The 19204-nt window shown below is 70.9% G+C and carries 17 protein-coding genes and 1 riboswitch; of the genes, 11 read left to right on the top strand and 6 right to left on the bottom strand.

Annotated features, from left to right (window positions below; translation table 11 throughout):
* Positions 1 to 332 precede the first annotated feature (332 nt).
* From rpsB to ACP4J0_RS20715, 10 genes are all read left to right on the top strand, one after another.
* Positions 333 to 1259, top strand: coding sequence for a 30S ribosomal protein S2 (rpsB, locus tag ACP4J0_RS20760; RefSeq protein WP_426600167.1), 927 nt, complete (start codon positions 333 to 335; stop codon positions 1257 to 1259).
* A gap of 156 nt (positions 1260 to 1415) precedes the next feature.
* The gene (gene tsf / locus ACP4J0_RS20755) at positions 1416 to 2252 is read left to right on the top strand and encodes a translation elongation factor Ts (protein WP_426600166.1); all 837 of its coding nucleotides are present in this window, start codon (positions 1416 to 1418) and stop codon (positions 2250 to 2252) included.
* Between the two features lie 206 nt (positions 2253 to 2458).
* Positions 2459 to 3217, top strand: coding sequence for a UMP kinase (gene pyrH / locus ACP4J0_RS20750; protein WP_398133148.1), 759 nt, complete (start codon positions 2459 to 2461; stop codon positions 3215 to 3217).
* A gap of 181 nt (positions 3218 to 3398) precedes the next feature.
* Positions 3399 to 3956: a ribosome recycling factor gene (gene frr / locus ACP4J0_RS20745; RefSeq protein ID WP_345588792.1), complete on the top strand. Its 558-nt coding sequence runs from the start codon at positions 3399 to 3401 to the stop codon at positions 3954 to 3956.
* Positions 3956 to 5119 carry a phosphatidate cytidylyltransferase gene (locus ACP4J0_RS20740; RefSeq protein ID WP_426600165.1) on the top strand — a complete coding sequence of 388 codons (1164 nt, stop codon included), beginning with the start codon at positions 3956 to 3958 and terminating at the stop codon, positions 5117 to 5119. Before frr ends, ACP4J0_RS20740 begins: the two co-directional genes overlap by 1 nt.
* Positions 5120 to 5285: 166 nt before the next feature.
* Complete coding sequence (gene rlmN, locus ACP4J0_RS20735; RefSeq protein WP_426522031.1) at positions 5286 to 6398, top strand: 23S rRNA (adenine(2503)-C(2))-methyltransferase RlmN; 1113 nt, start codon at positions 5286 to 5288, stop codon at positions 6396 to 6398.
* 77 nt (positions 6399 to 6475) lie between these two features.
* A riboswitch (TPP riboswitch) is annotated at positions 6476 to 6581 on the top strand.
* Positions 6582 to 6660: 79 nt separating this feature from the next.
* Positions 6661 to 7749, top strand: a complete 1089-nt coding sequence (locus tag ACP4J0_RS20730) for a thiamine ABC transporter substrate-binding protein (protein WP_426600164.1) — start codon at positions 6661 to 6663, stop codon at positions 7747 to 7749.
* Between the two features lie 44 nt (positions 7750 to 7793).
* Positions 7794 to 9395 carry an ABC transporter permease gene (locus ACP4J0_RS20725; protein WP_426600163.1) on the top strand — a complete coding sequence of 534 codons (1602 nt, stop codon included), beginning with the start codon at positions 7794 to 7796 and terminating at the stop codon, positions 9393 to 9395.
* 19 nt (positions 9396 to 9414) lie between these two features.
* Complete coding sequence (locus ACP4J0_RS20720) at positions 9415 to 10431, top strand: ABC transporter ATP-binding protein (protein ID WP_426600162.1); 1017 nt, start codon at positions 9415 to 9417, stop codon at positions 10429 to 10431.
* Between the two features lie 28 nt (positions 10432 to 10459).
* Entirely contained in the window at positions 10460 to 11260 is an 801-nt protein-coding gene (locus ACP4J0_RS20715; RefSeq protein WP_426600161.1) for a maleylpyruvate isomerase family mycothiol-dependent enzyme, read from the top strand.
* Positions 11261 to 11325: 65 nt separating this feature from the next.
* On the opposite strand, the gene ACP4J0_RS20710 is transcribed toward ACP4J0_RS20715, so the two are convergent.
* From ACP4J0_RS20710 to ACP4J0_RS20685, 6 genes are all read right to left on the bottom strand, one after another.
* Complete coding sequence (locus tag ACP4J0_RS20710) at positions 11326 to 12036, bottom strand: LAETG motif-containing sortase-dependent surface protein (RefSeq protein WP_426600160.1); 711 nt, start codon at positions 12034 to 12036, stop codon at positions 11326 to 11328.
* A gap of 238 nt (positions 12037 to 12274) precedes the next feature.
* A complete protein-coding gene (locus tag ACP4J0_RS20705; protein WP_426522026.1) occupies positions 12275 to 12682 on the bottom strand; it encodes a VOC family protein in 408 nt (135 codons plus the stop codon).
* Positions 12683 to 12864: 182 nt separating this feature from the next.
* Positions 12865 to 14373, bottom strand: a complete 1509-nt coding sequence (locus tag ACP4J0_RS20700) for a hypothetical protein (protein WP_426600159.1) — start codon at positions 14371 to 14373, stop codon at positions 12865 to 12867.
* Positions 14355 to 15131 carry an ABC transporter ATP-binding protein gene (locus tag ACP4J0_RS20695; protein WP_426600158.1) on the bottom strand — a complete coding sequence of 259 codons (777 nt, stop codon included), beginning with the start codon at positions 15129 to 15131 and terminating at the stop codon, positions 14355 to 14357. Before ACP4J0_RS20695 ends, ACP4J0_RS20700 begins: the two co-directional genes overlap by 19 nt.
* A gap of 406 nt (positions 15132 to 15537) precedes the next feature.
* The gene (locus ACP4J0_RS20690) at positions 15538 to 16911 is read right to left on the bottom strand and encodes an aspartate aminotransferase family protein (protein ID WP_426600157.1); all 1374 of its coding nucleotides are present in this window, start codon (positions 16909 to 16911) and stop codon (positions 15538 to 15540) included.
* A 2-nt stretch (positions 16912 to 16913) separates the two neighbouring features.
* Complete coding sequence (locus tag ACP4J0_RS20685; RefSeq protein ID WP_351398245.1) at positions 16914 to 17429, bottom strand: Lrp/AsnC family transcriptional regulator; 516 nt, start codon at positions 17427 to 17429, stop codon at positions 16914 to 16916.
* Between the two features lie 210 nt (positions 17430 to 17639).
* Between ACP4J0_RS20685 and ACP4J0_RS20680 the strand changes: the two genes are divergently transcribed.
* On the top strand, positions 17640 to 19079 hold the full coding sequence (locus tag ACP4J0_RS20680) for a gamma-aminobutyraldehyde dehydrogenase (protein ID WP_426600156.1): 1440 nt from the start codon (positions 17640 to 17642) through the stop codon (positions 19077 to 19079).
* Positions 19080 to 19204: the final 125 nt, after the last annotated feature.

The following is a 19204-nucleotide window of genomic DNA, read 5'->3' as shown; positions in this document are numbered from 1 at the left end:
GGGACCATGACGGCCAGCAGCACCACCCACATACACGCACTCGCACATCGTCTCGCTCGCATGCGAGAACCGTCCCGCACCAGGGCCGATCGCCGTCCGGCCCTGTGGACCGTTGCCGCTTGTGGACAGCCGCGTCACCCGGTACCCCGCGGGTCCCGTACACTTCTGATGGCGATCCGGGTCACCGGGTCGACTTCGCACGCCCCGACACGAGGCCCGTCAAGGCTCGTGTCAGCGCCCCTCGGTCCCTTGCGGCAGGCGCGTCACGGGCGTCAGGCGCGGGAGCCGTCCGGCTTCCGCGGCACAACCGAGAAACTCGAGGAGATACGGCCATGGCCGTCGTCACGATGCGGGAGCTGCTGGAAAGCGGCGTCCACTTCGGTCACCAGACCCGTCGTTGGAACCCGAAGATGAAGCGCTTCATCTTCACGGAGCGTAACGGCATCTACATCATCGACCTGCTCCAGTCGCTGTCGTACATCGACCGCGCCTACGAGTTCGTCAAGGAGACCGTCGCCCACGGCGGCACGGTCATGTTCGTCGGCACGAAGAAGCAGGCGCAGGAGGCCATCGCCGAGCAGGCCACCCGCGTCGGCATGCCCTACGTCAACCAGCGCTGGCTGGGCGGCATGCTCACCAACTTCTCGACCGTCTACAAGCGCCTGCAGCGCCTGAAGGAGCTCGAGCAGATCGACTTCGAGGACGTGGCCGCCTCCGGCCTCACCAAGAAGGAGCTGCTGGTCCTCTCCCGCGAGAAGGCCAAGCTGGAGAAGACCCTCGGCGGTATCCGCGAGATGTCCAAGGTGCCCAGCGCCGTCTGGATCGTGGACACCAAGAAGGAGCACATCGCGGTCGGCGAGGCCCGGAAGCTCAACATCCCGGTCGTCGCCATCCTCGACACCAACTGCGACCCCGACGAGGTCGACTACAAGATCCCGGGCAACGACGACGCGATCCGCTCCGTCACCCTGCTCACCCGCGTGATCGCCGACGCCGTCGCCGAGGGCCTCATCGCCCGCTCCGGCGCCGCTGCCGCCGACAAGGGTGACAAGGCCGCCGGCGAGCCGCTCGCCGCGTGGGAGCGCGACCTGCTCGAGGGCGAGAAGGCCGAGAAGAAGGCCGACGACGAGTCCGCCGAGAAGCCCGCCGAGGCTCCGGCCGCCGAGGCCGCCCCCGCCGCCGAGGCGCCGGCTGCCGAGGCCCCCGCCGCCGAGGCGCCCGCCACCGAGGCTCCGGCCGCCGAGGGCGAGCAGGCCTGACCGTCCCGTCGGCGTCGACGGCGGGAGCGGTGACATCGAAACCGCTCCCGCCGTTCACCCGTAGGTCGGTGGAAGGTCATGGGCCTGCAGCTCCATGTAGGTCCGTGATCCCGCAGATCTTCGATCTTCCAGACTTCCAGAAAGATTCACAGACTCATGGCGAACTACACCGCCGCCGACGTCAAGAAGCTTCGTGAGCTCACCGGCGCCGGCATGATGGACTGCAAGAAGGCGCTGGACGAGGCCGAGGGCAACGTCGAGAAGGCCGTCGAGGCGCTCCGCATCAAGGGTCAGAAGGGCGTCGCCAAGCGCGAGGGCCGCTCTGCCGAGAACGGCGCCGTCGTCTCGATCATCGCCGACGACAACACCTCGGGCGTCCTCGTCGAGCTGAAGTGCGAGACGGACTTCGTCGCCAAGGGCGACAAGTTCCAGAACGTCGCCAAGGCCATCGCCGAGCACGTCGCCAAGGCCGCCCCGGCCGACCTCGAGGCGCTGCTCGCCTCCGAGATCGAGCCCGGCAAGACCGTGCAGGCCTTCGTGGACGAGGCCAACGCCAACCTCGGCGAGAAGATCGTCCTGGACCGCTTCGCGCAGTTCTCCGGCGGCTTCGTGACCGCGTACATGCACCGCACGATGCCCGACCTGCCGCCGCAGATCGGTGTCCTCGTCGAGCTGGACAAGCCGAACGCCGAGCTGGCGAAGGGCGTCGCCCAGCACATCGCCGCCTTCGCGCCGAAGTACCTCTCCAAGGAGGACGTCCCGGCCGAGGTCGTCGAGACCGAGCGCCGCGTCGCCGAGGAGACCACCCGCGCCGAGGGCAAGCCCGAGGCCGCCCTGCCGAAGATCGTCGAGGGTCGCCTCAACGGCTTCTTCAAGGACGCCACGCTGCTGGGCCAGCCCTACGCGCTCGACAACAAGAAGTCCGTCCAGAAGGTTCTGGACGAGGCCGGCGTCACCCTGAAGCGCTTCTCGCGCATCAAGGTCGGCATCTGAGTCCGTACCGCGACGGACGCGCGACCCCGGTAGGGTCGACAGCAGTCGCCGACGCCGTTCGCCTACGCCGTTGCGTACGCGCGCGTGGCGGCGGGCGACAGCAGATCTGACGAGGAGGCCATTGCCGCGTATGGGATGCGAAACACGCCCCCACCGGCAGTGGCCTTCTTCGTGTGTGTGACCCACGTAAAAGAGGCGAGATCTCCATGACCACCAAGGCCGAGAAGAGCGACGACGGCAAAGTACGCGGCCGCTTCATGCTGAAGCTGTCCGGAGAGGCCTTCTCCGGCGGTGGGGGCCTGGGCGTCGACCCCGACGTGGTGCACGCCATCGCCCGCGAGATCGCGGCCGTCGTACGGGACGGCGCGCAGGTCGCGATCGTCATCGGCGGGGGCAACTTCTTCCGTGGCGCCGAGCTGCAGGTGCGCGGCATGGACCGCGCCCGCTCCGACTACATGGGCATGCTCGGCACCGTGATGAACTGCCTGGCCCTCCAGGACTTCCTGGAGAAGGAGGGCGTCGACTGCCGCGTGCAGACCGCCATCACCATGGGCCAGGTCGCCGAGCCGTACATCCCGCTGCGCGCCGTGCGCCACCTGGAGAAGGGCCGCGTGGTCATCTTCGGCGCCGGTATGGGCATGCCCTACTTCTCCACCGACACCACCGCCGCCCAGCGCGCCCTCGAGATCGACGCCGAGGCCCTGCTCATGGGCAAGAACGGTGTGGACGGGGTCTACGACTCCGACCCGAAGACCAACCCCGACGCCGTCAAGTTCGACGCGCTGGGTTACGGCGAGGTCATCACCCGGGACCTGAAGGTCGCCGACGCGACGGCCGTCACGCTCTGCCGCGACAACAGCCTCCCGATCGTGGTCTTCGAGCTTCTGAAGGAGGGCAATATCGCCCGCGCCGTCAAGGGTGAGAAGATCGGCACGCTTGTGGGTGACCAAGGCAGCCGGGACTGACCGGAGTACCACCCCCTGTCCGCGGACGCCACCTGTCCGGGGGACGGACGGGACGGGGCCGGGCCGGGGGATGGACAATGTCCCGCCGGTCGGGAACCGTGCAGGAAGAACGCGACGCAGCCGGCCGCACCCCCGACAGGGAACCGCAGCCGGGCCTACTCAAGACACGCAGGAGCAAGTGGTGATCGAAGAGACCCTCCTCGAGGCCGAGGAGAAGATGGAGAAGGCCGTCGTGGTCGCCAAGGAGGACTTCGCCGCGATCCGCACCGGCCGTGCGCACCCGGCGATGTTCAACAAGATCGTGGCCGACTACTACGGCGCGCTGACGCCGATCAACCAGCTGGCCTCGTTCTCCGTGCCGGAGCCGCGCATGGCCGTGGTGACCCCCTTCGACAAGAGCGCCCTGCGCAACATCGAACAGGCGATCCGCGACTCCGACCTGGGCGTCAACCCCAGCAACGACGGCAACATCATCCGGGTGGTGTTCCCCGAGCTCACCGAGGAGCGCCGCCGCGACTACATCAAGGTCGCCAAGAGCAAGGCCGAGGACGCCAAGGTCTCCATCCGCTCCGTGCGCCGCAAGGCCAAGGACACCATCGACAAGATGGTCAAGGACGGCGAGGTCGGCGAGGACGAGGGCCGCCGTGCGGAGAAGGAGCTCGACGACACCACCGCCAAGTACGTCGCCCAGGTGGACGAGCTCCTCAAGCACAAGGAAGCCGAGCTGCTCGAGGTCTGATGAACGACTCTTCCTGGGGAGCGCCGCCACAAGCCGGGTACTGGGGGCCGTCCGACCAGGGACCTGTCCAGGGCGCTGCCCCGGCGGGTCCCGCGTACGATGCGCACTACGCGCAGCAGACTCGCCCCATGCCCATCGTGCCCGACGTACCCGAACACGGCGGAGACCAGGATGACGAACAAGGGGCCGCTCGGCTGAGCGGCCCCTTGTTCCGAGACGAGCCGTTCCGCGACGATCCGTATCGCGGCGAGAATCCGTCGGCGCAGCCGTATGCGGCGGTGCCGCAGAATCCGGAGCCCATGCCCGACGCCCCCCAGCCGGCGCAGCACCGGCCCCAGCCGCAGAAGAAGAGCGCGGGGCGCGACCTGGGTGCCGCGATAGGGGTCGGCCTCGGGCTCGGCGCGGTGATCGTCGCCTCGCTGTTCGTCGTCAAGGCCGTCTTCGTCGGCGTGGTCGCGGTCGCCGTCGTGGTGGGCCTGTGGGAGCTGACCAAGCGGCTCCAGGAGCGCAAGGGCATCAAGGCGCCCCTCGTGCCGCTCGCGGTCGGTGGCGCGGCGATGGTGGTCGCCGGGTATGTGCGGGGCGCCGAAGGCGCGTGGGTCGCCATGGCGCTCACCGCCCTCGCGGTCCTCGTGTGGCGGATGACCGAGCCGCCGGAGGGGTACCTCAAGGACGTCACCGCGGGCCTCTTCGCGGCGTTCTACGTGCCCTTCCTGGCGACGTTCGTCACGATGATGCTCATGGCCGACGACGGCGCGCGGCGCGTGCTGGTCTTCCTGGTGCTGACGGTCGTCAGCGACACCGGCGCCTATGCCGTCGGCTGGCGCTTCGGCAGGACCAAGCTCGCCCCGCGCATCAGCCCCGGCAAGACCCGGGAGGGCCTGCTCGGAGCGGTGGCGTTCGCGATGGCGGCCGGCGCGCTGTGCATGCAGTTCGTGATCGACGGCGGCACCTGGTGGCAGGGTCTGCTGCTCGGCCTCGCGGTCGCCGTCAGCGCCACGCTGGGCGACCTCGGCGAGTCCATGATCAAGCGGGACCTCGGCATCAAGGACATGGGCACGCTGCTCCCGGGCCACGGCGGCATCATGGACCGCCTGGACTCGCTGCTGCCCACGGCGCCGGTGGTGTGGCTGCTGCTGGTGATCTTCGTCGGATCGGGTTGACACGCTTCAGGTAGTCTGGAAGGGCCCGCGCTGCTGCGGGCCCTTTCGTGTGTCCCCGCCGACGCGGGGACAGTCCGGTGAGGTCTCCTGGCTTCGGCATGGCTGCCGTCGTCCCCGCGTGAGCGGGGATTCGCCGAGGCCTGTCGTTTTGAGGAGTTGTCCGACCGTGGCCCGTCCAGCCCCAGGTGAGCTCACCTTCGCCGCACCCCGCGGAGCGAAGCGGCCACCGCGGCACCTCGCCGACCTCACGCCCGCCGAGCGCAAGGAGGCCGTCGCCGCGATCGGCGAGAAGCCGTTCCGCGCCAAGCAGCTCTCGCAGCACTACTTCGCGCGGTACGCGCACGACCCCGAGCAGTGGACCGACATCCCGGCCGGCTCGCGCCAGGGGCTCCAGGAGGCCCTGCTGCCCGAGCTGATGACGGTCGTGCGGCATCTGTCGACCGACCAGGGCACCACGCGCAAGACGCTGTGGAAGCTGTTCGACGGGACGCTCGTCGAGTCCGTCCTCATGCGCTACCCGGACCGGGTGACCATGTGCATCAGTTCCCAGGCGGGCTGCGGCATGAACTGCCCGTTCTGCGCCACGGGGCAGGCGGGCCTGGACCGGAACCTGTCCACCGCCGAGATCGTGCACCAGATCGTGGACGGCATGCGGGCGCTGCGGGACGGCGAGGTCCCGGGGGGACCGGCCCGGCTCAGCAACATCGTGTTCATGGGCATGGGCGAGCCCCTCGCCAACTACAACCGCGTCGTCGGTTCCATCCGCCGCCTCACCGACCCCGAGCCCGACGGACTGGGCCTCTCCCAGCGCGGCATCACCGTCTCCACGGTCGGTCTCGTCCCGGCCATCCACCGCTTCACCGGCGAGGGCTTCAAGTGCCGCCTCGCCATCTCGCTGCACGCGCCCGACGACGAGCTGCGGGACACCCTCGTCCCCGTCAACACGCGCTGGAAGGTGCGTGAGGTGCTGGACGCCGGGTTCGAGTACGCGGCCACGTCCGGGCGCCGGCTGTCGATCGAGTACGCGCTGATCCGGGACATCAACGACCAGGCGTGGCGCGGCGACCGGCTCGGGCGGCTGCTCAAGGGCAGGCCCGTGCACGTCAACCTCATCCCGCTCAACCCGACGCCCGGCTCGAAGTGGACCGCGTCGCGGCCCGAGGACGAGAAGGCGTTCGTGGAGGCGATCGCGGCGCACGGTGTGCCGGTGACGATCCGGGACACCCGTGGTCAGGAGATCGACGGGGCGTGTGGTCAGCTCGCCGCGAGCGAGCGGTAACCTGACCGGCGTCGTACATCGTCGTACGACGTTTCATGCAGAAGTCCGTACAGAAGTTCAAACGGAAGTACATCTTCATATTCCGACAGGGGAGCGCCACAGCGCTGAGAGTGCGGCACCGGCCGCAGACCCTCCGAACCTGGCCCAGGTCATTCTGGGTAGGGAGATCGGTCACCACTCGAGCTGTTGCGCCCTGCCCGGGACCCTCGCCAGGGGTTCCGGGCGGGGCCGCGTCTTCTCCTGGTCACCCAGGAGGAATTCAGTGAGCATCACCAGGAAGGCCACCGCCCTGGCCCTCGGGCTCGGCATGGCCGGCGGTCTGGCCGCCTGCGGATCGTCGGCCGACGACGACGGCCGGGGATCCGGCGACTCCAGGACCGTGACCCTCGTCAGCCACGACTCGTGGGCCGCGTCGAAGGACGTCATCGCCGCCTTCGAGAAGAGCTCGGGCTACAAGGTCCGGGTCCTGGAGGACGGGGACGCCGGGCAGGCCGTCAACAAGGCCATCCTCACCAAGGACAACCCGCAGGGCGACGTCTTCTTCGGCGTCGACAACACGCTGCTGTCCCGGGCGCTCGACAACGGGCTGTTCCAGCCGTACGAGGCGAAGGGGTCCGACCTCGTCCTCCCCGAGTACCGGACCGACCAGGACAAGCACCGGGTCACGCCCGTCGACACCGGGGACGTCTGCGTCAACTTCGACAAGGCGTACTTCAGCGAGCACGGGCTGACGCCGCCGGACTCCTTCGACGACCTGATCAAGCCCGAGTACAAGGACCTGCTCGTCACCGAGAACGCGGGCAGTTCCTCGCCCGGGCTCGGCTTCCTCCTCGGCACCGCCGCGAAGTACGGCGACGAGGGATGGCAGGACTACTGGAAGAAGCTGAAGGCGAACGGCGTCAAGGTCGTCGACAGCTGGGAGCAGGCGTACAACGAGGAGTTCTCCGGTTCGTCCGGCGGCAAGAAGGCCAAGGGCGACCGTCCGCTCGTCGTCTCCTACGCCTCGTCCCCGCCCGCCGAGGTCATCTACGCCGACCCGCAGCCGGCCACCGCGCCGACGGGCGTCGCCACCGGCACCTGCTTCCGCCAGGTCGAGTACGCGGGTCTGCTGAGCAACGCCGGGAACCCCGAGGGCGGCAAGGCACTCCTCGACTTCCTGATCGGCAAGGAGTTCCAGGACGACATGCCGCTGAACATGTTCGTCTACCCGGTGCGGGAGGGGACGCAGATCCCCGAGGCGTTCCGGAAGTTCGGGCCGCAGGCCGAGGACCCGCAGACCATGGAACCGGCGAAGATCGCCGCCAACCGCGACCAGTGGGTCAAGTCGTGGACCTCACTCGTACTCAAGTAGCCGAGCGCCGGCGTCGCACGGGGAACGCGGCGCGGCTGGCCTTGATGGCCGGGCCCGTCGCGTTCTTCGCGGTGTTCTTCGCCTACCCCGTCGTCGCGATCGTCGCGCGCGGGCTGGAGACCGACGGATCCTGGCGGTTCGGGCGGATCGCGGATGTGCTCGCGCAGTCCGACGTCCGGCACGTGTTGTGGTTCACCACCTGGCAGGCGCTGGCCTCCACCGCGCTCACGCTGCTGATCGCCCTGCCCGGCGCGTATGTCTTCGCCCGCTTCGACTTCCCCGGCAAGCAGGTGCTGCGGGCCGTGGTCACCGTGCCGTTCGTACTGCCCACGGTCGTCGTCGGTACGGCGTTCCTGGCGCTGGTCGGGCGCGGCGGGCTGCTCGACGAGCTGTGGGGTCTGCGGCTGGACACCACCGTGTGGGCGATCCTCCTCGCGCACGTCTTCTTCAACTACGCCGTCGTCGTACGCACCGTCGGCGGTCTGTGGGCGCAGCTCGACCCGCGGCAGGAGGAGGCCGCGCGGATGCTCGGTGCGTCGCGGCCGAAAGCCTGGCGGCAGGTGACGCTGCCCGCGCTCGCGCCCGCCGTGGCCGCCGCCGCGCTGATGGTGTTCCTGTTCACCTTCACCTCCTTCGGCGTCGTCCAGATCCTCGGCGGCCCCGCCTTCTCCACCCTGGAGGTGGAGATCTACCGGCAGACCTCCCAGATCTTCGACCTGTCCACGGCCGCCGTCCTGACCTTGGTCCAGTTCGCCGCGGTGGCCGCCGTCCTCGCCGTACACGCCTGGACGGTACGGCGGCGGGAGACGGCCCTGCGGCTGGTCGACGCGGGCACGACCGCGCGCCGGCCGCGCGGGGCCGGGCAGTGGGCGCTGCTGGCCGGGGTCCTGGTCACCGTCGCCGTGCTGCTGGTGCTCCCGCTCGCCGTGCTGGTCCAGCGGTCCCTGGGCGCACCCGGCTTCGGCTACTACCGCGCGTTGACCCACGAGGACGGCGGCGCCTTCCTCGTCCCGCCGATCGAGGCGATCGGCAACTCCCTCCAGTACGCCGTCGCCGCCACCGCCATCGCCGTGGTGATCGGCGCGCTGGCCGCCGCCGCGCTCACCCGCCGCGACGCGGGCCGTTTCGTACGCGGCTTCGACGCGCTGCTGATGCTGCCGCTCGGGGTGTCCGCCGTGACGGTCGGCTTCGGGTTCCTGATCGCCCTGGACGAACCCCCGCTGGACCTGCGGTCGTCGTGGATCCTCGTGCCGCTCGCCCAGGCGCTGGTCGGCGTCCCGTTCGTCGTACGGACCATGCTGCCGGTGCTGCGGGCGGTGGACGTACGGCTGCGGGAGGCGGCGGCGGTGCTCGGGGCGTCGCCGTGGCGGGTGTGGCGGGAGGTCGACCTGCCGATGGTGCGGCGGGCGCTGCTGGTCGCGGCCGGGTTCGCCTTCGCGGTGTCGCTCGGGGAGTTCGGGGCGACCGTGTTCATCGCGCGTCCCGACAACCCGACGCTGCCGGTGGCCGTGGCACGGCTGCTGGGGCGGCCCGGGGACATGAACTACGGCCAGGCGATGGCCCTGTCGACGATTCTGATGCTGGTGTGCGCGGTGGCCCTGGTGGTGCTGGAGCGGCTGCGGACCGACCGGAGCGGGGAGTTCTAGGAATGCGGGGGTTCTCGGGATGCTGCTGAGCCTTGAGGGCGCGACGGTCCGTTTCGGCGGCCGGGCCGTGCTCGACGCCGTCGACCTGGAGGTCGCCGAGCACGAGGTGGTGTGCGTGCTCGGGCCCAGCGGCAGCGGCAAGTCGACGCTGCTGCGGGCGGTCGCCGGGCTCCAGCCGCTGGACGCGGGGCGGGTGACGCTCGACGGGCGGGACCAGTCCGGGGTGCCCGCGCACAAGCGTGGGGTCGGGCTGATGTTCCAGGACCACCAGCTGTTCCCGCAGCGGGACGTGGCCGGGAACGTCGCCTTCGGACCGCGGATGCGGGGCGCCTCCCGCACCGGACAGCGGGAGCGGGTGGCGGAGTTGCTGGAACTGGTCGGGCTGCCGGATGCCGCTCGCCGGTCCGTCGCCGCGCTCTCCGGCGGTGAGCAGCAGCGGGTGGCGCTGGCCCGCGCCCTCGCGCCACGGCCCCGCCTGCTGATGCTGGACGAGCCGCTCGGCCAGCTCGACCGCTCGCTGCGGGAGCGGCTCGTGGTGGAACTGCGCGAGCTGTTCGGCCGGCTGGGCACCACCGTGCTCGCCGTGACCCACGACCAGGGCGAGGCCTTCGCGCTCGCCGACCGGGTCGTCGTGATGCGGGACGGGCGGATCGCCCAGTCGGGGACGCCCCTCGAGGTGTGGCAGCGGCCGGCCGACGCGTTCGTGGCCCGCTTCCTCGGTTTCGACAACGTGGTGGAGGCGACCGTGGCCGGGCAGGTCGCCGGCACCCCGTGGGGCAAGGTGCCGGTCTCCGAGGACGCCTCGCAGGGAACGCGCACCCTGCTCGTGCGGCCCGCCGGGGTCCGCCTGGTGTCCGCCGACGCGGGCCTGCGCTGCACGGTCACCGCCCGCACCTTCCGCGGTACCCACGTCGCCGTCCACCTCCAGCCCGAGGACGCGCCGCGCCTGGAGGCGGCGTGCGCGCTGCGGGCGGCACCGGAGGTCGGGGAGGCGGTGGGGGTGGAGTTCGACGTGGCGGAAATCGTCGTGCTCTGATGATCGCCCACCTCGTAGGGTGACGGGCATGACGCGTCTCGCACACGACCGCTACTGCGATGAAGTCGCCCATCAGGCGGGCCGGTTCGGGTCCGTGCTGTCCTCCGGCGCCGACCTGTCCGCCACTGTTCCGACCTGCCCGGACTGGACGCTGGAGGACCTGGTGCGGCACGTCGGCCGCGCCCTGCGCTGGACGGAGCTGATCGTCCGCACCCGCGCGGAGGAGGACGTCGCGATCGACCGGGCGCCCGGGGCCGCGGGGCCCGACGTCCGCGGGGACGCGGCGGCCCTGGAGTCCTGGCTGGCCGAGTCCGCCGCGACGGTCGTCCACGCGCTGCGGGAGGCCGGGCCGGAGGGGCGGGCGTGGTCGTGGTCGGGGGACCACACCGCGGGCTTCTGGGCCCGCCGGATGACGCACGAACTCGTCGTCCACGGGGCGGACGCGGCACTCGCGGCGGGCCGCTCGTTCGAGCCCGTCGCGGCCGACGTGGCGGCGGACGCGATCGACGAGTGGCTGGACATCGTGCGGTTCGTACAGCGGGTTCTGCCGGACGGTCCGGCGAGGGCGTTGCGGGCCCCGGGCCGGAGCATCCACCTGCACGCCACCGACACCGGTGCCGACCTCGACGCCGAATGGTTCATCGAGCTTCCCGCGGACGGCGTCACCTGGCGCCGTGGTCACGAGAAGGCCACCGTGGCGCTGCGGGGGCCCCTCACGGACGTGCTGCTGGCCTTCTACCGCCGGCTCCCGGTGGACGCCCCCGGACTCCAGGTGCTCGGCGACCGCGAGCTGCTGGAACTCTGGCTGGAGAAGGCGAGGTTCGCCTGATGTGACGCGACGGTGGCCCGCCCCCGGCCGGGGACGGCCACCGTCGCGTACCGGTGCGCGGGGCGTCAGCGGTTGCTGTTCGCCCCACGGCGGCGCAGGCCGAAGAAGACCGCGCCGCCACCGACGGCGACCAGGGCCGCCGCGATGCCGACGATCACGCCGGTGTTGGAGTTGGCGCCGGTCTCGGCGAGGTTGGACTCCCCGGCCGCCGGGGACGGGGCGTTGCTCGGCACGGCCGCCGGTGCGGTGCTCTCGCTCTTCGCCGGTTCCGGGGCCGACGTGGACGGTGCCGGGGCCGGCGTCTCCGTCTCCTCGGCCGGGGTGGAGGAGCTCTCCGACGGGGTCGGGGACGGTGTGTCCTCCGTCTTGCAGGGGGTCGACGGGGTCACGAGGTTCGGCTTGATGTCCTCGTCGACGTACTGTTCGGCCCTGACGTGGATGCGGTACTCGGCGTTCGGCTTCCAGTCCGCGGCGAACGTGATGGTGCTGCCTTCGCGCGAACCCCTGACCACCTGCTCACCGATCTTCTCGGCGTCTGAGCCCTTGTTCTGCAGGTAGACGGTGACGGTGGCCGGGATGCCGGCGGGGTCCACGTCGGTGACGGTGATGACACCCTTGTCGCCCTCGCACTTGGCGGCGGCGGAGAACTCGCTGATGTCGCAGGCGAGGGCGTTGCCGGCGGCGCCGACCGCCAGGGCCACCGAGGCGGAGGCGACGCCGAGGGCGCGAACGCTACGGCGTGAGGCCGTGCGACTGATGAGGGACAGGACTGCCACGTTTGTCCTTACGGGAGCGCTGATGCGGGGGGTGAAGTGGGTGCTGACGCGTGATGACGCGGCGTCGGCACACCCACGAGCCTCACTGGTTTATAAGTGGTTCATAAGCAGTGTCAACGCATAGGCCCGTCAAGGGTGTTGGCTTTGCCGTCTCATTAACCGCCGAGACGTTTCGGTGCCCTGGAAGCCTTCCCGGTCCGCCACCGGTGGCCCACCCGCAGGCAGGCCCGCGGGTGGATCAGCCCTGGACCGCCGCCGGGTCCATCCACACGACCTCGAAGGTGTGGCCGTCCAGGTCGTCGAAGGCGCGGCCGTACATGAAACCGAGGTCCTGGGTCTCGCCGGAGACCGAGCCGCCGGCCGCGACCGCCTTCTCCACCAGCTCGTCGACCTTCTCGCGGCTCTCGGCGCTCAGTGCGATCAGCACCTCGCTGGACTTCGTCGAGTCCACGATCTCCTTCTTCGTGAACTCGCGGTACTTCTGCGGAGTGTGCACCATCACGACGATGGTCTCGCTGAGCGGGATCGAAGCGGTGGTGTCGTCGCTGAACTGGGCGTTGATCTCGTAACCGAGCTCGGTGAAGAACTTCCTCGAGGCGTCGAGGTCGTTGGTGGCCAGGTTCACGAAGATCATCTGCTGGTACATGGGGGCCTCTCCCGTCGGTGTACTGCTGTGGTCATGCCGTTCGAAGGGTTAGACGCCAAGGGCACCCGGAACTCATCGCCGGTTCGCGGATTTCCTGGAACTTTCTCCGGGGTCCGTACGGGAGTCCGTACCGGGGTGCGTGCGGGGGCCGGTACAGCGCCGGTACAGGGCCGGTACGGGGGTCAGCGGGCCAGCGGCAGCGACGCCAGCTCCGCGACGATCAGGGTCAGCGGGCCGAAAAGGGCGAACAGGGCGGCGGCGCGTACGGCGGCGGCGGCGCGCAGCGTCGCCGGGGGCGCGCCCAGCCGCAGCAGGGCGTCCGTGGTCTCGGCGCGGGCGTGTTTGGCCTCGACGGCCGCGGTGAGGAGGGTGGCCACCGTGCAGCCGGCCACGAGGAGGGCGCCGAAGACGCTCAGCGGGCCGAGGACCGGCCCGCCGGTGTCGTACAGCGTGGCGGCGACGTAGACGGCGGAGGCCACGGCGCAGACGACGCCGAGGGGGCGGCCGATGCGGTTCGACTCGTCCATGAGGACACGGCCGGCCAGGAGGCGCAGGGCGCCGGGCCGGGCCGCCTGCAGCAGGCGGCCGCACAGGTGGGTGAGGCCGGGGCCGGCCAGGGCGAGGCCCAGCGCGGTGACGGCCCAGCCGATGAGGACGCCGGCGGAGGGGGCGGTGTCGGGGGTGGTGGCTGTGCCGCCGGCGTAGGTCTCGACGGCGAGGCCGAGGGTGAGCACGGCGATGCCCCAGGGGAGGGCGGTGGTGTTCTGGAGGCCGGTCGCGGTCGCGGGGCCGGGCGCGGTGTCGGTCGCGGCGGTGGGTGCGGTGTCGGGGGAGGCGTCGGTCGTGGAGCCGGGGCCGGTGTCGGTCGTGGGGCCGGGGGCGGTGTCGGTCGTGGGGACGGGTGCGGCGTCCGGCGCCGGCCGGGGTGTGTCTGTCGTGGCTGGGGGGAGGGTGGCACCGGCCCGCGTCGGCAGGAGGCCGCCTCCCGGCGGGACGGGTGCGGCCCCAGCGGGACGACTGTCCGCGGGCCGGACGGGCCGAGCGGGTCCGCCTGCCGCCGGGGCCGCGGCCCAGCGGGCACCGAAGCGGCCGTACGCCCCGAAGGTCTCGCGGGCCGTGCCCCAGCCGTACGCGCCGAAGCGGCCGTAGCCGCGTGAGCCGGCGGGCGGGGCGGAACGGGGATCGCGGGGGCGCAGCGTCACCGCGACCGCCGCCGACGCCGCGGCCGGTGCCAGGGTCAGCAGGGTCAGTGCCGCCGGGCCGGGGAGGCGGTGGCCGACGGCGAGGGAGTCGGCCGTGACGCCGCCGAAGGGCAGGCCGGCCAGGTCGCCGCGCAGATGGAGGAAGACGAGCAGGGCCACCACCGAGCCGAGCGTGCCGGACAGGGCCGTGGTCGTCACCGAGACGGCCATCAGCCGGCCGGGACCCAGACCGATCGCCGACAGCCCCGGGCGGGGCCGGGCACCGGGATCGGTGCGGGCCACGGCGACGGCGAGGTACACCGTGGCGGCGAGGGGCGCCGCGCACCAGGCCAGGCGGAGGGCGGAGGCGCCGGGTGCGTCCGGGTGGGTCATCGCGTGGCCGAGGGCGCACAGCAGCAGGAAGCCCGTGCCCGCCGAGGCCACCGCGACCAGCAGGCGGCGCAGTTGGACGGCGAGGTGGGCGGCGCGGGTCAGGCGGAGAGCGAGCACGCCGCCCGGCCTTCCGTTCCGGAGGCCCCGGTGGCCTCGGTGGCCACCGCGGTCTCGGCGACCGGGGGGAGGTGCAGGGTCCGCACCCGCCGTCCGTCCAGCAGCGCCACCGTGCGGTCCGCGAGGGCGGCGGTCCGCGCGTCGTGCGTGGCGAGGAGGACGGTGATGCCGTGCGAGCGGGCCGCGGTGGTGAGGGTCCGCAGGACGCGGGCGCGGTCGGCCCGGTGCAGGGGGGCCGTCGGCTCGTCGGCGAAGAGGACCGCGGGGGCGGCGGCGAGCGCGCGGGCGATGCAGACGTGCTGCCGCTCGGCCTGCTGGAGTTCGGCCGGGCGCAGGCGGGCCTTGTCGCCGACGTCGAGGCGTTCCAGCCATTCCAGGGCGGCGGTCTTGGCCCGGCGCCGGCCGGTGCCGCACAGCATGAGGGGGAGGGCGGCGTTCTCCCAGGCGTTGAGTTCCGGGACGAGCACGGGGGCAGGGTCGATCCAGCAGAAGCGGTCGCGGCGCAGTCGCTCGCGGCGGAGCGGGCCCATGGTGTGCACCGGCACGCCGTCGAACCACACCTCGCCGTCCTGCGGCCGGGCCAGCCCGGCCAGACACCGCAGCAGCGTGGTCTTGCCGCTGCCGCGCGGGCCGCTCACGGCGACGATCTCGCCCTCGCGGACACCGAGCGACACGCCTTGCAGCGCGGGGGAGCCGTCGTGGTGCTGGAAGTGCAGGGCGCGGGCGCAGAGCACGTCGTGGTCCGGCGGGGCCTCCATGGGCGTACACCTCGGTTCTGATCAGAAGTACCGTGCTGATTGCCTCGTACGGGGGAACGAAGGTGAGGACCGGAGAGCACGGGCCTGGTCGCGCGGAGAGTCCGCTGTGGACAGCGCGTCGCGAGAACCGAGCACGTGCTACCACCTCCCTGGCGGTTGTGCCGACCCGGGCTGGCCTCGACCCGGCTGGTGCTGATCGCCTGGGACTCGGCCGTTCGCCGGGCGACGGGGCGGTGTGAGCCGGAGATCCCTGTCGTCCAGCGAGGGGGAGGAGTCCAAGGGCACGCTAGGCAGTCCCCGCGGGGAGGCCGGACAGCACGCGGCCCCGGGCCGCCGTGTCTCACTCGAACGGGCGGTACCGGGGCCGGTGATGATCAGCCAGAAGGATGATCGGAGCGGGCCTGGATCAGAGCTTCGTCCACGCCTCCGTCAGCGTGGCGCGCAGGATCTGCTCGATCTCGTCGAAGGTCTCCTGGTTGGAGATCAGCGGCGGGGCGAGCTGGATGACCGGGTCGCCGCGGTCGTCGGCACGGCAGTACAGGCCGTTCTCGAAGAGCTTCTTGGAGAGGAAGCCGTACAGGACGCGCTCGGTCTCCTCGTCGTTGAAGGACTCCTTGGTGGCCTTGTCCTTGACCAGCTCGATGCCGTAGAAGAAGCCGTTGCCGCGGACGTCGCCGACGATCGGCAGGTCGTGCAGCTTCTCCAGGGTCGCGCGGAACGCGCCCTCGTTGTCGAGTACGTGCTGGTTGAGGCCCTCGCGCTCGAACAGGTCGAGGTTGGCGAGGCCGACCGCGGCGGAGACCGGGTGACCGCCGAAGGTGTAGCCGTGCAGGAAGGTGTTGTCGCCCTTGTAGAACGGCTCGGCCAGGCGGTCGGAGATGACGCACGCGCCGATCGGGGAGTAGCCCGAGGTCATGCCCTTGGCGCAGGTGATCATGTCCGGGACGTAGCCGAACTTGTCGCAGGCGAACGTCGTGCCCAGGCGGCCGAAGGCGCAGATGACCTCGTCCGACACGAGCAGCACGTCGTACTGGTCGCAGATCTCGCGCACCCGCTGGAAGTAGCCGGGCGGGGGCGGGAAGCAGCCGCCGGCGTTCTGCACGGGCTCCAGGAAGACGGCCGCGACCGTGTCCGGGCCCTCGAACAGGATCTGCTGCTCGATCTGGTCGGCGGCCCAGCGGCCGAAGGCCTCCGGGTCGTCGCCGAAGAGCGGGGCGCGGTAGATGTTGGTGTTCGGCACCTTGTGCGCGCCCGGCACGAGCGGCTCGAACGGCGCCTTCAGGGCGGGCAGGCCGGTGATGGACAGGGCGCCCTGCGGGGTGCCGTGGTAGGCGACCGCGCGCGATATGACCTTGTACTTGGTCGGCTTGCCGGTCAGCTTGAAGTACTGCTTGGCGAGCTTCCAGGCGGTCTCGACCGCCTCTCCGCCACCGGTGGTGAAGAAGACCTTGTTGAGGTCCCCGGGGGCCTCGTTCGCCAGGCGCTCGGCCAGCTCGACGGCCTTGGGGTGGGCGTAGGACCACACCGGGAAGAAGGCGAGCTCCTGCGCCTGCTTGGCCGCGGCCTCCGCCAGCTCCGTGCGGCCGTGTCCGGCCTGGACCACGAACAGGCCGGCGAGACCGTCGAGGTAGCGCTTGCCCTTGTCGTCGTAGATGTGGGTGCCCTCACCGCGGACGATGGTGGGGACGGGGGCGTTCTCGTACGACGACATGCGGGTGAAGTGCATCCACAGGTGGTCGTAGGCGGTCCTGCTGAGGTCCTTGGGGCTGTCGGTGCTCACGATTATCGGGTTCCCCACATATAGGTCTGCTTCTTGAGCTTGAGGTAGACGAAGCTCTCGGTGGAGCGCACTCCGGGGACGGCCCGGATGCGTTTGTTGATGACGTCCAGAAGGTGGTCGTCGTCCTCGCAGACGACCTCCACCATCAGGTCGAAGGAGCCCGCGGTCATCACCACGTACTCGCACTCGGACATGGCCGTCACCGCGTCGGCGACGGACTCCACGTCGCCCTCGACACGGACGCCGACCATCGCCTGCCGGCGGAAGCCCACGGTGAGCGGGTCCGTGACGGCGACGATCTGCATCACGCCCTGGTCGAGCAGTTTCTGGACGCGCTGGCGCACGGCCGCCTCCGACAGGCCCACGGCCTTGCCGATGGCGGCGTACGGCCGGCGGCCGTCCTCCTGGAGCTGCTCGATGATGGCGAGTGAGACGGCGTCCAACTGGGGACCGCCGTTCCTGGACTCGCGGGAGTCCTTCTGGTCTGCGCTTCGACTGGCCACGGCTTCACTGTGCACGACGTATCGACAGTTTCGCAAGGTCGGATCGATGAAATTCGTTGTCTGGGTCGCAAACTGCTGCGGATTTCGCAACCCAGCGGCGACCGGGGGTGTTGAAAACGTGGGGTCTGCGTCTAGGGTGGGTGTCTCAGTGTTTGGACACGAGCGACGTCAGCGAGGTCCGAACCCGAGAGACCCGAAGTAGACACCGAACTTGGAGGGCCGGCAGTGAGCACCGAGCTGCGTCGTCTGCGCAACTACATCGACGGTGAGTTCCGGGACGCCGCCGACGGACGGACCACGGAGGTGGTCAACCCCGCCACGGGCGAGGCCTATGCGACGGCCCCCCTGTCCGGGCAGGCGGACGTGGACGCCGCCATGGCCGCCGCCGCCGCGGCCTTCCCGGCCTGGCGCGACAGCACCCCGGCCGAGCGGCAGAAGGCCCTGCTGAAGATCGCGGACGCGTTCGAGGAGCGCGCCGAGGAGCTCATCGCGGCCGAGGTGGAGAACACGGGCAAGCCCATCGGGCTGACCCGCTCCGAGGAGATCCCGCCGATGGTCGACCAGATCCGCTTCTTCGCGGGCGCGGCGCGGATGCTGGAGGGGCGGGCCGCCGGTGAGTACATGGAGGGCCTGACCTCCATGATCCGCCGCGAGCCGATCGGGGTCTGCGCGCAGGTCGCGCCGTGGAACTACCCGATGATGATGGCCGTGTGGAAGTTCGCCCCGGCGCTCGCCGCGGGCAACACGGTCGTCCTGAAGCCCTCGGACACCACCCCCGCGTCCACGGCCCTGATGGCCGACATCATCGGCTCGATCGTGCCCAAGGGCGTCTTCAACGTCGTCTGCGGCGACCGTGACACCGGCCGCCTGATGGTCGAGCACGAGACCCCGGCGATGGCCTCCATCACCGGCTCGGTGCGGGCCGGCATGTCGGTCGCCGAGTCGGCGTCGAAGGACCTCAAGCGGGTCCACCTGGAGCTGGGCGGCAAGGCCCCGGTCGTCGTCTTCGAGGACACCGACATCCCCAAGGCCGTCGCGGGCATCTCGGAGGCGGGTTACTTCAACGCCGGCCAGGACTGCACCGCGGCCACCCGCGTGCTGGTCCACGAGTCGGTCCACGACGAGTTCGTGAGCGCGCTCGCGAAGGCCGCGTCCGAGATCAAGACCGGTCAGCCGGACGACGAGGACGTCATGTACGGCCCGCTCAACAACCCGAACCAGCTCAAGCAGGTCACCGGGTTCATCGAGCGGCTCCCCGCCCACGCCAAGGTCGAGGCGGGCGGCCACCAGGTCGGCGACAAGGGCTACTTCTACGCCCCGACCGTCGTCTCCGGCCTCAAGCAGGACGACGAGATCATCCAGAACGAGGTCTTCGGCCCCGTCATCACCGTCCAGTCCTTCCGCGACGAGGACCAGGCGGTCGAGTGGGCCAACGGCGTCGATTACGCGCTGGCCTCCTCGGTGTGGACCAAGGACCACGGCCGCGCCATGCGGATGTCCAAGCGGCTGGACTTCGGCTGCGTGTGGATCAACACCCACATCCCGCTGGTCGCCGAGATGCCGCACGGCGGCTTCAAGAAGTCCGGCTACGGCAAGGACCTGTCGGGTTACGGCTTCGAGGACTACACCCGGATCAAGCACGTGATGACGTCGCTGGACGGCTGACGCCCCGGCTCGTGCGCGGCCCCGGACGGGAACCCCTGTCCGGGGCCGCACCGTGTGGACCGGGAACCCCTGTCCGGGGCCGCACCGCGTGGACCGGGAACCCGTGCCGGTCGACAGGGTGTCGG

Origin of the sequence: Streptomyces sp. WG7, from assembly GCF_049975785.1 — a bacterium.
Lineage (GTDB): Bacteria > Actinomycetota > Actinomycetes > Streptomycetales > Streptomycetaceae > Streptomyces.
The sequence above is the reverse complement of the archived record's forward strand: the minus strand, read 5'-3'. Positions and strand labels throughout refer to the sequence as shown.